The organism is Inquilinus sp. Marseille-Q2685, assembly GCF_916619195.1.
In the GTDB taxonomy this organism is placed as follows: Bacteria; Pseudomonadota; Alphaproteobacteria; order DSM-16000; family Inquilinaceae; genus Inquilinus.
In genome coordinates this window covers 187,014-201,757 of record NZ_CAKAKL010000008.1, presented here as the reverse complement: position 1 = coordinate 201,757, position 14,744 = coordinate 187,014, and the positions used below count along the sequence as shown (strand labels likewise).

At 66.9% G+C, this 14,744-nt stretch carries 12 protein-coding genes; 5 read left to right on the top strand and 7 right to left on the bottom strand.

The window, feature by feature from the left end; all coding sequences use genetic code 11:
- Window positions 1-9 precede the first annotated feature (9 nt).
- The 5 genes from LG391_RS28520 to LG391_RS28500 all read left to right on the top strand — a co-directional run bounded on the left by LG391_RS28520 (window position 10) and on the right by LG391_RS28500 (window position 5,457).
- Window positions 10-1,059 (top strand): SDR family NAD(P)-dependent oxidoreductase, encoded by a 1,050-nt coding sequence (locus tag LG391_RS28520; protein WP_225771447.1) that lies wholly within the window; start codon window positions 10-12, stop codon window positions 1,057-1,059.
- Window positions 1,056-2,231 carry a DegT/DnrJ/EryC1/StrS aminotransferase family protein gene (locus LG391_RS28515; protein ID WP_225771446.1) on the top strand — a complete coding sequence of 392 codons (1,176 nt, stop codon included), beginning with the start codon at window positions 1,056-1,058 and terminating at the stop codon, window positions 2,229-2,231. The genes LG391_RS28520 and LG391_RS28515 overlap by 4 nt, the downstream gene beginning before the upstream one ends.
- Window positions 2,221-3,231, top strand: a complete 1,011-nt coding sequence (locus LG391_RS28510; RefSeq protein WP_225771445.1) for a hypothetical protein — start codon at window positions 2,221-2,223, stop codon at window positions 3,229-3,231. The genes LG391_RS28515 and LG391_RS28510 overlap by 11 nt, the downstream gene beginning before the upstream one ends.
- Before the next feature lie 170 nt (window positions 3,232-3,401).
- Entirely contained in the window at window positions 3,402-4,472 is a 1,071-nt protein-coding gene (gene gmd, locus LG391_RS28505) for a GDP-mannose 4,6-dehydratase (protein WP_225771444.1), read from the top strand.
- Window positions 4,456-5,457 (top strand): GDP-L-fucose synthase, encoded by a 1,002-nt coding sequence (locus LG391_RS28500; RefSeq protein WP_225771443.1) that lies wholly within the window; start codon window positions 4,456-4,458, stop codon window positions 5,455-5,457. The genes gmd and LG391_RS28500 overlap by 17 nt, the downstream gene beginning before the upstream one ends.
- Before the next feature lie 96 nt (window positions 5,458-5,553).
- Here LG391_RS28500 and LG391_RS28495 read toward each other — a convergent pair whose 3' ends face one another.
- The 7 genes from LG391_RS28495 to LG391_RS28465 form a co-directional block, all read right to left on the bottom strand.
- On the bottom strand, window positions 5,554-6,816 hold the full coding sequence (locus LG391_RS28495; protein ID WP_225771442.1) for a polysaccharide biosynthesis/export family protein: 1,263 nt from the start codon (window positions 6,814-6,816) through the stop codon (window positions 5,554-5,556).
- Between the two features lie 49 nt (window positions 6,817-6,865).
- Window positions 6,866-9,070, bottom strand: coding sequence for a polysaccharide biosynthesis tyrosine autokinase (locus tag LG391_RS28490; protein WP_225771441.1), 2,205 nt, complete (start codon window positions 9,068-9,070; stop codon window positions 6,866-6,868).
- 125 nt (window positions 9,071-9,195) lie between these two features.
- Complete coding sequence (locus tag LG391_RS28485) at window positions 9,196-9,987, bottom strand: response regulator transcription factor (protein WP_225771440.1); 792 nt, start codon at window positions 9,985-9,987, stop codon at window positions 9,196-9,198.
- 448 nt (window positions 9,988-10,435) lie between these two features.
- Window positions 10,436-11,467: a UDP-glucose 4-epimerase GalE gene (galE, locus tag LG391_RS28480; RefSeq protein WP_225771439.1), complete on the bottom strand. Its 1,032-nt coding sequence runs from the start codon at window positions 11,465-11,467 to the stop codon at window positions 10,436-10,438.
- A 25-nt stretch (window positions 11,468-11,492) separates the two neighbouring features.
- On the bottom strand, window positions 11,493-12,302 hold the full coding sequence (locus LG391_RS28475; RefSeq protein WP_225771438.1) for a Crp/Fnr family transcriptional regulator: 810 nt from the start codon (window positions 12,300-12,302) through the stop codon (window positions 11,493-11,495).
- A 221-nt stretch (window positions 12,303-12,523) separates the two neighbouring features.
- Complete coding sequence (locus LG391_RS28470; RefSeq protein ID WP_225771437.1) at window positions 12,524-13,576, bottom strand: nucleotidyltransferase family protein; 1,053 nt, start codon at window positions 13,574-13,576, stop codon at window positions 12,524-12,526.
- Window positions 13,567-14,730 (bottom strand): PqqD family protein, encoded by a 1,164-nt coding sequence (locus tag LG391_RS28465; protein WP_225771436.1) that lies wholly within the window; start codon window positions 14,728-14,730, stop codon window positions 13,567-13,569. The genes LG391_RS28470 and LG391_RS28465 overlap by 10 nt, the downstream gene beginning before the upstream one ends.
- Window positions 14,731-14,744 lie beyond the last annotated feature (14 nt).

Genomic DNA, 14,744 nt, shown 5'->3' with positions numbered 1-14,744 from the left:
GAGGTCATCATGTCCAGCCAAAGCGGTATTCTGACCGGCAAGCGGGTGCTGGTCACCGGCGGGGCCGGGTTCGTGGGATCGCGGATCGTCGATCGTTTGGTCGAGGCCGGATGCTCCGAGATCCTGGTGGTCGACAACATGGTTCGGGGCCGGCCGGAGAACCTGGCGCAGGCCATGGAGAGCGGCCGCGTGCGCCTGATCGACCTCGATATCCGGGACAGGTCGGTGATGACCGGGCTGGTCGACGGGATCGATACCGTGTTCCACCAGGCCGCACTGCGCATCACCCATTGCGCCGCCGAGCCCCGGCAGGCGATCGAGGTGATGGTCGACGCCACCTTCGATCTGCTCGAGCAGTGCGTCGCCGCCAAGGTGCGCAAGGTGGTGATGGCGTCCTCCGCCTCGATCTACGGCATGGCGGACCAGTTCCCGACCCCGGAGGCGCAGAACCCCTACGCCAACCGCACGCTGTACGGCGCGGCCAAGACGTTCGGAGAAGGCCTGCTGCGGTCCTTCAACGACATGTACGGGCTGGACTATGTGGCCCTGCGCTACTTCAACGTCTACGGGCCGCGCATGGACATCCACGGCCGTTACACCGAGGTCATGATCCGCTGGATGGAGCGGATCGAGGCCGGCAGCCCGCCGATCATCTATGGCGATGGGCAGCAGACCATGGACCTAGTGCATGTCGAGGATGTGGCGCGCGCCAACATCCTGGCGGCCACCACCGACGCCACGGATGTGGCGCTGAATGTCGGAAGCGGCGAGGAAACATCGCTGCTGGATCTCGCCCGGGCAATGTGCGCTGCCATGGAGCGGCCATGGCTGGCCCCGGTGCATATGGCGGAGCGGACGGTGAATCCGGTCGCCAAGCGCGTGGCGGATACGCGGGCCGCCGAGGAGCTGCTCGGGTTCCGCACCAGCGTGCCGGTCGAGACCGGCCTGCGCGAACTCGTGGCATGGTGGCGGCAGGCCTCGGCCGGCCGGCCGGTCGCCGCAGCCCCGTCGGACGGTCCCGCCAAACAGGTCGCCATTCCCGAGGCGAGCGTCGCATGATCCCGATCACCCAGCCTCTGCTCGGCGAGGAAGAGGTCGCCGCCGCGGCGGAGGTGATCCGCTCCGGCTGGTTGACGCAGGGCCCGCAGGTCGCCGCGTTCGAGGCGGAGTTCGCCGGGTTCGTGGGCGCCCGCCATGCCTGTGCCGTGGCGAACTGCACCGTGGCGCTGCATCTGGCTCTGCTCACGCTCGGCGTGGAGCCCGGCGACGAGGTCGTCACGGTCAGCCACAGCTTCATCGCCACGGCCAACGCGATCCGGCAATGCGGCGCGGTGCCGGTGTTCGTCGACATCGACGCCGAGACCTTCAACATCTCGGCCGAGGCCGTCGCACGGGCGATCACGCCGCGGACCAGGGCCATCCTCTGCGTCCATCAGATCGGAATGCCCTGCGATCTCCCGGCGATCCTGCGGATCGCGCGAATCCACGGACTGGCCGTGATCGAGGACGCAGCCTGTGCCGCGGGATCCGAGATCCTGTTCAACGGCCGGTGGGAGAAGATCGGGCGGCCGCGTGGCGATATCGCCTGCTTCTCGTTCCATCCGCGCAAGCTGGTCAGTGTCGGTGACGGCGGCATGCTGACGACCAACAATGCCGAATGGGACGCCCGGTTCCGGCTTCTGCGCCAGCACGGCATGTCGGTGCCCGACACGATCCGGCACCGCAGCGGGACCGTGGTCTTCGAGGATTATGGCACGCCGGCCTACAACTACCGGATGACCGATCTTCAGGCCGCCATCGGGCGTCAGCAGCTGAAGCGGCTGCCGGCGATCGTGGCGCGTCGCCGCGAGCTGGCGCATCACTACCGGCAGCTGTTGCACGTCCTCAAAGGGGTGACCGTGCCATTCGAGCCGAGCTGGGCCCGTTCGAACTGGCAGAGCTATTGCGTCCACCTGCCGGCCGAAGCGGACCAGCGCGCGGTCATGCAGAGCCTTCTGGACAATGGCATCGCCACGCGGCGCGGTGTCATGTGCGCCCATCTCGAACCCGCCTATGCCGACCAGCCGCTGCGCTTCCCGCTGCCGAATTCCGAGCAGGCGCGGGATCGCTGTATCCTGCTGCCGCTGTTCCCGCAGATGACGGCGGCGGTGCAGATCCAGGTGGTGGATGCGCTGCGCAGGGCCCTGGCCTCGGCGGCTCCGGGGCAGCGGGAGCCGGTCCATGCCGCCTGATATGGGCGGCGCATCACCGGCCGACGATGTGACGCTGCTGTGCCGTCTGATGCGGGAGAGGATCGCGGCCACCGGGCTCGACCTGACCGGGCTGACCGTGCTGACCGAGGCCGCGACCGGCGCCTACGCGACGACGGCCGTGATCGCGGCGCTGGCCGGCGCGGCGCGGGTCTGGGCCTTCACCCGCTCCAGCCGCTACGGCACGGCCGCGGAGATCGCGGCCGGAACCATGGCCCTGGCCCGAGCGCTCGGCGTCCAGGACCGCGTCGCGGTGATCGAGACCCTGCCGGCGGAGATGCTGGCGACGGTCGACATTCTGACCAACAGCGGCCATCTGCGGCCGATCGACGCCCGGCTGATCGACCAACTGCCGAAGCGGGCGGTGATCGGGCTGATGTTCGAGGGCTGGGAGATCCGGGGCGGGGATATCGACCGCGAGGCGTGTCGCCGCCGCGGCATTCCGATCGTCGCCGTCAACGAGCGCCATCCTGCCGTTGGGGTATTCCCCTTTCTGGGGCCGCTGTGCGTGAGGCTGCTGCGCGACGCCGGGCTGCCGGTCGTCGGGCAGCGCATTGCCGTGCTGTGCGACAACCCCTTTGCGCCGTTCCTGGCCGAGGGGCTTGCGGCCGCCGGCGCCCGGGCCGAGGTCTTCGAGACAGCGGGAACGGTGCCGGATGCCGCGTGGGAGGCGGTGCTGGTGTCGCTGCGGCCGGATGACGAAGGCCTGCGGCTCGCGGGCGAGGACATCCGCCATCTGGCGTGCGTGGCGCCGCAGGCGCTGCTGGCGCAGTTCTGGGGCGACATCGATCGCGACGAGGTCCGGCGCCGCGGCATCGCCGTCTGGCCGCCCCAGCCGCCGCGACACGGGCATATGGCGATCCTGCTCAACGCCCTCGGCCCGGAGCCGATCGTCCGCCTGCAGGCCGGCGGTCTCCGGGCGGCCGAGCTGGTCCGCCGCGGCCGGCCGCTCGATCCGGGTGGGATCGCCGAACGGATATAGGGCCAGCCATTGGGATGGCTCGCCCCGCCCGATTTTGCACCCGCCTACCTCCCCGCCGGCGGCACGCACCCCATTGGACAGGATGCCGGATCGGGCCTGTCTTCATAAAATCGATGTTGTGACAATAATACGAAAAGATATCTCGTTCTCTTTTAGTGCGGAGTTGGTGTATGTCCGAAAAGACCGCGCTCATCATTGGTGTTACCGGGCAGGATGGTGCTTATCTTGCCGAATTTCTGTTGTCGAAGGGCTATCGGGTTCACGGCGTGAAGCGGCGGTCGTCGTCGTTCAACACCCAGAGGATCGATCATCTGTACGAGGATCCGCACGGCGCGACCCCTCGTTTCCATCTGCATTATGGCGACCTGACCGACGGGACGAATCTCTGCCGCATCATCCAGGAGGTGGTGCCCGACGAGATCTACAACCTCGGCGCCCAGAGCCATGTTCAGGTCAGCTTCGAGACGCCGGAATATACCGCCAACGCGGACGCGCTGGGGGTGATGCGCCTGCTGGAGGCCCTGCGTGTCCTGAGGTTCGGCGACCGCTGCCGCTTCTACCAGGCGTCCACATCCGAGCTGTTCGGGCGGGTGCAACGCATCCCACAGGATGAGGCGACGCCATTCTACCCCCGCAGCCCGTATGCCGTGGCCAAGCTCTACGGCTACTGGATCACGGTGAACTATCGCGAGGCCTACGGGATGCACGCCTCCAACGGCATCCTGTTCAATCACGAGAGTCCGATCCGGGGCGAGACCTTCGTCACGCGGAAGATCACGCGGGCGGTCGCCGCGATCGAACGCGGGCTGCAGCGCAGCCTGTTCCTGGGCAATCTCGACGCCAAGCGGGACTGGGGCCATGCTCGCGACTACGTCGACGGCATGTGGCGCATCCTGCAGCAGGATGAACCGGACGACTATGTCCTGGCGACGGGCGAGACCCATACGGTGCGAGAATTCGTCGAGCTCGCCTTCCGGACAGTGGGCCGGGACATCGAATGGGTGGGGCAGGGGGTCGAGGAGAAGGGCCTCGACGCACGGACCGGCTCACCCCTGATCGAGATCGATCCCCGCTACTTCCGGCCGACCGAGGTCGACCTCCTGATCGGCGACCCGGCGAAGGCCCGCGAGAGGCTGGGCTGGCGGCATACCGTGCCGTTCGAGGCGCTGGTGGCGGAGATGGTGCAGTCGGATTTGCAGACCGTCATGTGGGAAACCGGACGCAATGACCGCTTCAACTGAATCCGTCCACGCCCCGATCGAGCTCGCCGGCAGGCGCGTCTGGGTCGCCGGGCACCGCGGCATGGTCGGGTCGGCGCTGTGCCGCAGGCTCGGTCGCGAGCAATGCCGCCTGATCCTGGCCGAGCGCTCCGCGCTCGACCTGCGGGATCAGGCCGCCACCACCGCCTGGATGGAGCAGACGCGGCCCGACATCGTCTTCATCGCCGCGGCACGGGTCGGCGGCATCGTCGCCAACGCGTCCAGGCCGGCCGACTTCCTCTACGACAACCTGATGATCGCCGCGAACATCATCCATGCGGCCTACCGCGTCGGCGTCGAAAAGCTGCTTCATCTCGGATCCAGCTGCATCTATCCGCGAGACACCGCGCAGCCGATCCGGGAGGAGCAGCTGTTGACCGGAACCCTCGAGGCCACCAACGAGGCCTATGCTGTGGCCAAGATCGCCGGGTTGAAGCTGGCGGAGAGCTATGCCCGCCAGTATGGCTGCCGCTTCGTCTCCGCATTGCCCTGCAATCTCTACGGTCCGAACGACAATTTCGATCCCGAAACCTCCCATGTCCTGCCGGCCCTGATCCGCAAGTTCCACGAGGCCAAGACGCAGGGGCGGCCGACCGTCACGATCTGGGGCTCCGGCCGGCCAAGGCGGGAGTTCCTCCATGTCGACGACCTGGCGGACGCGTGCGTGCTGGTGATGCGCCGCTACGACGGGCCGATGCCGATCAATATCGGCGCCGACGCCGAGATCTCGATCGCCGGCCTGGCGGCGCTCGTGGCGGAGGTCGCCGGCTATCGCGGCCGCATGACCTTCGATTTCACGCGGCCCGACGGCCCGCCGCGCAGGCTGCTGGATGTCGGCCGGATACGAGCGCTGGGCTGGCAGCCGAGCATCGACCTGCGCCGGGGGATCGAGGAGACGTCCCGCCACTGGATCGATCACGCGGCGGACGGCCGGGATCTCCGCGGCGGACGATACCGGCTGGCATAACCGCTCATTGTCCCTGCCTGTATGCCCCGGGGAGCGCCGTCGATCTCGCCGGCGCTCCCCGGGTCAGGATGATCGTCGCCGGGCGGGCACCGGCTGTCAGTTCAGGCTCACCCGGGTGCCGCTGACGGTCAGCTTCTGGTCGATGCGAAGGATGTCGCCCGGCTCGATCGCTGCCTGCTCGTCGGCCACGATCTGCTGATGCTGGCCGTCGACGACGCGCGTGATGGTGTAGGACGCCGTGACGGTCGTCACCGCGGCTGCCGAAGTGTCGGCCTGCCGCTTCAACTCGGTCAGGGTGGAGAGCAGGGACGCCAGCTTCTGCCCGTTTCGGGACAATTCGAGGTCGATATCGCGCAGCGTGCTCGCATTCTCGTCGGCCCGCCGATTATGCAGCTCGACGAGGCGCTGGACGATGTCGAGCTGGTTCTGGCGCGCTCGCGCCAGGAAGGACCGGTGTTCCAGCTCGTCCCGCTGGGCCGCGGAATAGCTGCGCTGCACTTCCCTCAGTCGGGACTGGACGACCAGCTTCTGGTCGGCGAGCGTCCTGGTCGCGGCGACGTCCTCGGCGATCAGCGCCATCTCCTCGTCATAGAGCTTGATGCTCTGCTCGAGGGCCGCAATCTCGGAATCGTAGCTGGCGCGTTGATCCATCAACGCCTTTTCCTGACTCTGCAGGACATCCCGGCGGGTGCGGAACCGGGTGGTCTCGGCATCGATGGCCCGCTGCATCGCCGGACGGTCGAGAAGGCCGTCATGATCCGGAATGGCATAGTTGAACTCGGTACCGGCCATTTCCGCCGCGATCCGGGCCTTCCGGACCTGCAGCGCGAATTGTTGCAGCTTCAGATCGGCATAGTCCTGTTCCGTCTGGATCATCTGCAGGGTGCCGTTCTCGCTGGTGAACTGGGCGCGCCGCATCCCGCCGCCGACGGCCACGAGCTCCAGCGCGATCATGCCCGGACGATATTGGTATTGTCCCGGCCGGTCGACGTCGCCGATGACGAACACCGGGGCGTATTCCTCGATCGCGACGCGCACGCCGCTGCCGGCCTGAAGATACTGGCTGAGGCCCTGGCCGATCCGGTCGGCGATCTCGCCCGGGGTCAGCTTCGCCACCCGGAGGTCGCCCAGCGGCGGGTAGTTGATGCTGCCGTCCGGCCCGATCGAAAACTTGCCGGAGAAGCCCTCCTGGCCTGCGACGGTGATCGCCAGCGTGTCGCCAGGGCCGACCTTGTAGGCCTGCGTATCCTGGGCGATGGCGGCGACCGGGTGGGCCGACGCCAGGCCGGCGAGGAGCAGCAGGGCCAGGCGGGCCCGGGTCGGGCGCCGGCGTGGCGCGGAAAAGGGGCTGAGTGGCATGTCGCGTGACCTCATGGTCCTTGCAGGGGGGCTTCAGGGCAAGGTGGCGTCAGGCTTCGTGCGCAACAGCCAAGTCGTCCCCGGCCTTGTAAGGCTTGGCGAGCAGAGCCGTCCCGTCGGGCAGCGCCGGGACGGCCGGATGGTCGGCCTCGTCACGGTCAGGCCGGTGCCCGCGAACGCCGTTGAGGATGACGCTCGAGATGGGCGCCCCGCGGAAGGCCAGGTGCCGGATCGACGATGCCGCGATGCTCCGGGTCGTCTTCTCCCAGCGGGTGACGAGCACCATGCCGTCGACCAGCGAGCCGAGCTGGGTCGTGCTGGTCGACGCTTCGACCGATCCGATGTCGATGATGATGCGGTCATAGCGCTGGCGAAGCTGGGACAGCAAAGCGGCGAAACCGGCTTCGTCGAGGAGGCGCTCGGCCGCGAGCCGATCCGGATACGCGGCGATCAGATGCAGCGGCGAGATCCTGTCGGCCGTGATGGCGTCGTTCGGATGACGGCCGTCGCGGACCACGTCGAGAAGCCTGACCGATGGTTCGACGCCCGTCATCGATGCCACCATCGGATTGCGCAGATCGGCGTCGATCAGGATGACCTTCTGGCCGGTCAGCGCCATGGAGCGGGCCAGGGTGAGGCACAGCGTCGTCTTGCCGTCGCCTCGTTCCGGGGAGGTCAGCGCCAGGACCTTGGCCCGTCTCAGCATCGGGGCAAGGAGCAGGGTGGATCGCAGCCGCCGCACGGCCTCGCCGAAGGCGGACCCGGGGATCTCGACCACCGCGGCATGGACCGGCAAGGTGCGCGGCGCCCGCAGATAGGGCACCAGATCGAGAACGGGGAGGGGGGTGATCTCCTCCAGATCGCGGCGCGATCGCACCCGGTTGTCGAAGCCTTCCCGCAGCGTGGCGACGCCGAGGCCGAGGCCGGATCCGGCCAGCAGGCTGAGCACGACGAACGGTATCAGCTTCGGCGCCGCAGGAAGGCCGGGCGGCTCGGCCTGCGAGATCAGCCGTGCTTCAGGCAGGGCGAGGCCGTCCTGCTCGATCGTCTGCTTGTAGCGAGTCAGATAGCTCTCGTAGACCGTGCGGTTGGCGCTCGCCTCGCGTTCCAGCTGGTTCAGCTGAAGCTGCGCGGCGTTGACGGTCGACTGCGCCGCCTCGGCCGCCTGCAGCGTCGTCTCGAGGCCGCTCTCCTTCCGCCGCTCGACCTCGACCTCGTTCGCCAGGCTGGCGACCACCCGGTCGACCTCCTGCCTGATCTGCTGCCGGAGCGAGGCCTGCTGGGATCGAAGCACCGGCAGCTCCGCGCTCTTGGTCACGCCGGTGTCCTCGTATTCGGAGAGCTGACGGTCGACCTTGGCCTGTTCCGCGCGCAGCGCCTGGACGATGGGGGAGCCCAGCACCGCGCCGAAGGAGTCGAGACCGTTGTCGCTCCGGGCCAGCGTCGTCGCGGTCTGATAGCGGGCCTCCGCGGCGGCGCGCTCGGACCGGGCCTGGATCAGGGCGGTGTTCAGCGTGCTGAGCTGCTGCGCCTGCAGGCTGGTGCCTTCCGCGATGACCAGGCCTGCATCGCGCCGGAAGGCCTCGACTGCGCTTTCCGACGCCTCCAACTGCTTGCGGAGGTCGACCAGCTTGGAGCCGAGCCACTCGGTGGCGTGCCGCGTGGCGGCGGCCTGCATGTCGGCCTGGTAGTCGAGATAGGCCTCGCCGAAGGCGTTGGCGGCGGCGGCGGCATAGACCGGATCGGTCGCCGCGAACATGATGAAGATCGTGTAGGAACGGCCGTCGTTGCTGACCGTCAGATTGCCGAGCAGCCGATCGATCTGCGTTCGCCGGTCCACCGGTGCCGCGGCCTCCGCCTGGGCCCTCGTTCGGCCGGAGAAGAGCTGCAGCGCGGTGCTCGTCAGGGACGTGGCCGGCGACGGCATCTCCAGCCCCATCCGCTCCAGCCGGTCCAGCACGCGCTCGGCCATCAGCCGGGAGTTGATGATGTCCAGTTCCGTCCGCAGAACGGGGCTTTCCTGCGGCAGGGGCGACAGCACCGCTTCGGTCGACAGGATCTGGATGCGCCGCGGGTCAAGCGCAACGACCGCCTCGGCCACGTAGCGGCGGGGCATCACGGAATAAAGGGTCAGCCCGACCGCGAGGAAGATCAGGGCTGGAAGCGCGACCGAATACTTCCGGCGCCTGAGGAACCGGAGATACTCGCGCACCTTCGATGTCTGCCGCACAGCGGCCTGCTTCGACACGATCACGGGTCTGATCCTTGGGCCGGCCCGACGAGGCGATGAGATTCGAGGACACGGCCGTCACAGGCTTGTCCGTCCGGCGGCCCCGTCGGCTATGGTCATGAGCGAAGGCCTCTTCGGCACGCCTAAGGCTAGGTGCCGATCACGCCGTGCGGAAACAGGTCGTTGATCTTGAAGGCGACTTCCGTCCGGTTTTTTGCCTTGAGCTTCTTCATGATGTTGCGGATGTGCACCTTCACGGTGCTTTCGCAGAGATTCAGCTCATAGGCGATGATCTTGTTGGCCTTGCCCCGCCGCAGCGCGTCCACCACGGCCGCCTGACGGGCGGTGAACAGCGTGTTCAGCGTCGGCGCCGGTGCCGTGGTTTCCGCGGCGATGCGCTTGTGGATGGCCACCAGGCTGCTGGCCGGCACGAAGGTGCCGCCGGCCCGGGCGAGACGGATGGCTTCGATCGCGACATCCAGCCCGACGCTCGTCGGGATGTAGCTGCGGGCGCCATATTCGAGGATCTTCATGATATGGCTGAGATTGTCGAGATCGCCGATGGCAATGATCGGGATCTCCTTGAACGTCCCGGCAAGGCCGCCGATCTCGGCCTCGACGGTGGCATCGCCGCCGGTGCGCGACCCCAGGCTGAGCAGAATGGCCGATGCACGGTCGTGGAGATCGATGGCCTGCTGCCATTCCTCGATCGTCCCGAAGGAGAATACCTTGATGCTGGCGTCATTCGCCATCAGGCCTTTGGCCAGGCATTCTCTGTCCAGCGCCCGGGAATCGATGATGACGATGCAGCTGGTGTGCAGCCGCACCCGGTGTTCCGTGGAGGAGTCGGCGTCGGCGAAATCGCAGTCACTGCGAACGACGCCTATGCTCGCGACAGTCGCCTCCGGTGGCCGGCTCATCGCTTCCATTTGATAAGACATAATCTGATCCCCCAGCATCAAAAAATTGCACGTCGGTCGGATCTGTCGAATTTTATGTTTTTTTGTTCCACTTCCGCAAAATTGTTCATCGACAGTGCGCTAGTGTTCTGTGGTGCGGCGGGAGTGTTCTAGTCTCTAGGTTGATACTCCCAATAAATACTTGGATTTCCCTCGGATCATGGCAGTAAGATCAGCGACGATCAGGATAATATCGTAGTATATATGGAATGTCTCTAACTCAGGTTAATCCGAATATACCTCTTTGGGGGAAAATTTTACCCCATGTGACGGCAAGGCGCTTGGGAAAAGGCATGGCTTGCGCGGGTCGATACAGCCGAAAGCCGCCCTGAATATCGAACGCAAAGGCGATGGTTCTCCGCAGAATGGCGGGCCGCATCGAACCGATCGCCTATCCCGCATTGAAAGGGCGGCGCCCGACATCCGGCGGTCACGCTGCCTGGGCGTCGTAGCCGTATGGGTGATCGGCATGCCACTTCCAGGCCGACCCGATGATCGTCGGAAGGGTGCTGTGCACGGGACGCCAGTTGAGATCCTGCCGAACCCGATCCGTGCATGCGACCAGGCTCGGGGGATCACCCTGACGGCGCGGCCGAAGCCGGGTCGCGATGCGGCGTCCGGTCAGCTCCTCCACCGCCCGGACGATCTCGCGGACGCTGTATCCCCGGCCGCTGCCGAGATTGTAGCGCAGGCCGCCTGCGGTCCTCAGGGCGATCAGCGACCTGACATGCGCATCGGCCAGGTCGAGGATATGGATGTAGTCGCGAACGCATGTCCCATCCGGGGTCGGATGATCGTTGCCGAAGATGTCGACGTGGTCGCGCAGGCCCATGGCGGCCTGGATGACGATCGGGATCAGATGGGTCTCGGGGAGGTGAGCCTCTCCGAGACTGCCGGAAAGCAGGGCTCCCGAAGCATTGAAGTATCGAAGGGCGGCGGTCCGGATGCCGGACGCGACTTCCAGCCAGTGCAGCACCCGCTCGCACATCACCTTCGACTCCCCGTAGGGGTTGCCGGGCCGTATCGGCGCATCCTCGGCGATCGGCCCGGCCGCGTCGGGTCCGAAGATGCTGGCTGTCGACGAGAGCAGGAAGCTCGACACGCCGGACTCGACGGATGCCTTCGCCAGGTTGAGGGTGATCGCGAGATTGTGCGCGATGTAGCCGAGCGGGTCCCGATAGGATTCGCCGACCAGGCTGAGCGCCGCGAAGTTGATGACGGCAGTGGGCTTCTGCTCCGCGAAGATCCGCGACACGGCGGCACGGTCGCGCGCGTCCCCGCGTATGAACTCGGCCCGGTCGGGCACGGCGCCCCGATGCCCTGTCGACAGGTCGTCGAGGACGGTGACGTGGAAGCCGAGGCGGCACAGCAGCCAGGCGACATGGCTTCCGACATAGCCGGCGCCGCCGGCCACAAGTATGCGTTCATTCGGCAGCGGGCCGACGCGGGGGATCTCCATCATCACTGCTCTCCTTGGTGGATCTCTCTCACGCTTGATCCGGATCTCTGGTGGGGCGGGTTCGTCGGGGAGGCCGGCCGGTCGTGGCGGAAGCGGGAGGATCCGCAGCTTCGAATTGCGCCAGCGCGATCAGCCGTTCGGGGGCGAGGAACTCGACCATCGCGTTGCGGAACGCCAGCAGGCCCTGTTCCCGCAATTGGCGGAGCACCCGGTTGACATGGATAGCCGAAAGGCCGAGGGCATCCGCGATGTCGTTCTGCGTCAGCGGGCAGTGAAATCCGTCTGGTGTCGCAAGGCCGACGGTCTCGAGCCTGGCGCCGAGCTCCAGCAGGAAGCGCGACACCCTGGTGACGGCGGAACGGCGCCCGATATCGACGAGGCGTTCGGCGATGAGGACGGCGTCCTGGTTGGCGATCCAGAACAAGGCCAGGGCAATGCGCGGCCAATCGTGGAACAGCCGAACGATCGATCGACCATCGATCTCAGCGGTTTCGAGCTCGCCGATCGCCCGAAATCCATGATGGTGAGGGCCGAGAAGGCTGGTGCGAAGTCCGGCGACATCACCGGGGATGAGGATATCGATCAGCTGCCGCTTGCCGTTCGGAAGGTCCTTGTACGTATATCCCCAACCCTTCAGGATGATGTGAATCGATTTATTGTCATCGTCTTCATACGAATGTTCGGTGTTGTTGTGAATTGTTCGTTGAATGTGAAGATCCCTTAGGACCTCAAGCTCTTCTTCCGACAGTGAAATAAAGCCGTTCAGGCGACTTTCTAGTGGAAATCCTCGCATCTGATTGTCTTTCAGACTTGCGCGCCGGGATTGTGTGATTGTCATCCATCTTCCGCGAGCGGCGTCATTTCCTAATATACATTGGTCTGCATAAACTCGTATACCAGGCGAGGAGATGGCTGGAACCTGAACAAACGGCACCGCCGTTCACACCTTGGTCGGGGGTGCCGGGGTTTTTCGGAGTATCTTCCGAGATTTGGAAGTATCCCTCCCTCAAAGGGGGATGGCCATTTTGCGGGTCCGCCTTGTCGCCGGAGTACAAAGGCCTAGAGCTTGGGGCCGAGATGGACTCCCATCAGGGCCTCGATGGTTCTCCGGCGTCCCTGCAGCAGCTTGCGTGCGATCCGCGGCGCGAAATCGGCCAGGGTGAACGAAGGCCCGTCTCCCAGCCGGATGCGCCGGGCCAGCCACGCCGTCGCACCGGCCAAGCGCAGCGGTGCCGCGAGGACCGGATGCCGGATCTGAGCCATCCGCCGCCAGTGCTGCAGCCGGGGAGTCAGGCGGCCCGTCAGCTCCGCCGGCACCTCGACTCCGAACAGGTCGTGCAGGGTCAGAAGCTGGGTCTCGGCTGCGTTCCACCAGCCGGCCGCCGACAGGCTCGCCTTGAGCATGGACCAGTCGATCTCCTCCGCCAGCGCGGCGAGATCGCGGAGATGGCGCAGGTCGATGCTGCCGCGCCAGTAGTCACCCTCCTTGATCTGGTCATGCATGATCAGATGGACGGCGCGGAAGGTCGGGGACGGCAGCCAGGCCTGGATGCGGTCGCGCTCGACGGAGCAGCATCGCGCCGCTGCGAAGACTGCCGCGCCGTAGGCCTCCAGCGCATCGTTGAGGCAATGCAGTTCCAGGACGCCGGCGTCCGCGGAGCGCCACAGGCCATGCAGATCCTGCGACGCCTGATAGCCGAGCGCCCCGAGAGCGGCGTCCGCGACGGGTTTCTCCGCGTCTGCGACCAGAAGGTCGAGATCGCTCATCATCCGGGCGCCGATATCGGCATCGGGCACCAGGAGCAGGATGCCTGCCCCCTTCAGGGCCACCGGCCTGATGCCCGCCCGGTTCAGCGCTCCGATCGCTTCGATCAGCTGCGCCCGGAGGCGAAGGTTTCGCTGCCGGTTGCGACCGTGGATGAAGCCGAGATAGTCGCGGATCTCGCCTGGCTGCCCAGGCAGGGCGCCGCTGCGTTCAAGCGCGAGGAACACCGCCGGCGTCAGCCAGGAGCGATTGGCGATCTCGATCACGGCGAGCCAGTCCGCGGGATCGGGCGGTATGCCGTCGAGGGCCCTGATCAGGGCCCTCAATGCCGGCATCTTCAGGCGCATCCGCGCTGCAGTTCCCGCACGGCGTCTTCGAGCCGGGCATAGTGCAGCACATAGCATTGCGCGCCTGCCATGGCCTGGACCAGCTGCCCGAACGCGGCTGTCCGCAGCCGCTCTCCGGGGGCGGTCGCCTCAGCCAGGATCATCCGCATCGCGTCGACCTTGTCCAAGGGCGCCAGGGACGCCGCGGCGCGGCGTGGCTGCCGGCGCAGCAGCACCACCCAGCCGAGCGGCAGGGGCTCGATCACCGGAGGGGCGGACGGCGGCAGATAGCGGACATGCTGCCCATCCGATCTCAGGCAGGTTCGGACCGTCTCCAATTCCGGCCGGAACCACGAGACCAACCCCCAGGCGTCGGACTTGACCGCCGCGGCGAACGGCACCCCGGCCACCCGGCCGGTCGGCGTCAGCAGGGCGATGTCGTCGCCGGCATAGCCGAAGCCGGCATGCGCCAAGGCCAGCGCGAGGGTCGTCTTGCCCGCCCCGGCCTCCCCGCCGAGCAGCAGCATGCGATCGCGGTGCGCCAAGGCCGCCGCATGGATCGCCAGCGCATACCGGCCGTGGGCCAGAACAGCCGCGGTGAGCTGTGCCTTCAGGGCCGGAAGGAGCTCGTCCAGGCCCCATGCGTCCAGGCCCACACCATCCGCCTGCAATCGGAACCGGGTCCCCTCGGCAAGGATCTCGAGCGACACATCCGCCCGGGCGACCTCGTGCGCGGCGGGGGATTTCGCTGCGAGATGGGCGAAGGCGGGCGCGACGATCCGCGCCAGGGACGGGCGGTCGTATCGAATCCGGACGACCAGCCCGGCGACGTGGATGACCTGAGGCTGCGCACCGCCTCTGGCTGCCGTGCCCAAGCCGGCCCTGCCGGCGCCGGCGAGCCTGGCCCAGACGGCCAGCGCGTCGCGGACATAGGCGTCCGCGGTCTCCGGCGAAATCCCGAGTCCGGCCAGGCCGTCGATGATGGCCGCCGGCGCGTCGCCATCGGCCAGGCGGTACCAGATGTAGGCCGCCGTATCGTTCAGTTCGTAGATCTCCTGCCGCGGCTCGCTGAACGCCAGCTTTCGGCCGTTCATCACCGCGAAAGCAGGCCCTGCGGCGTCGACCTCGCCCGGGCCAGCCTCGGTTCCGCCGGTCTCGTCGGCTGACGGCATCATCCTCGCGACGCCTA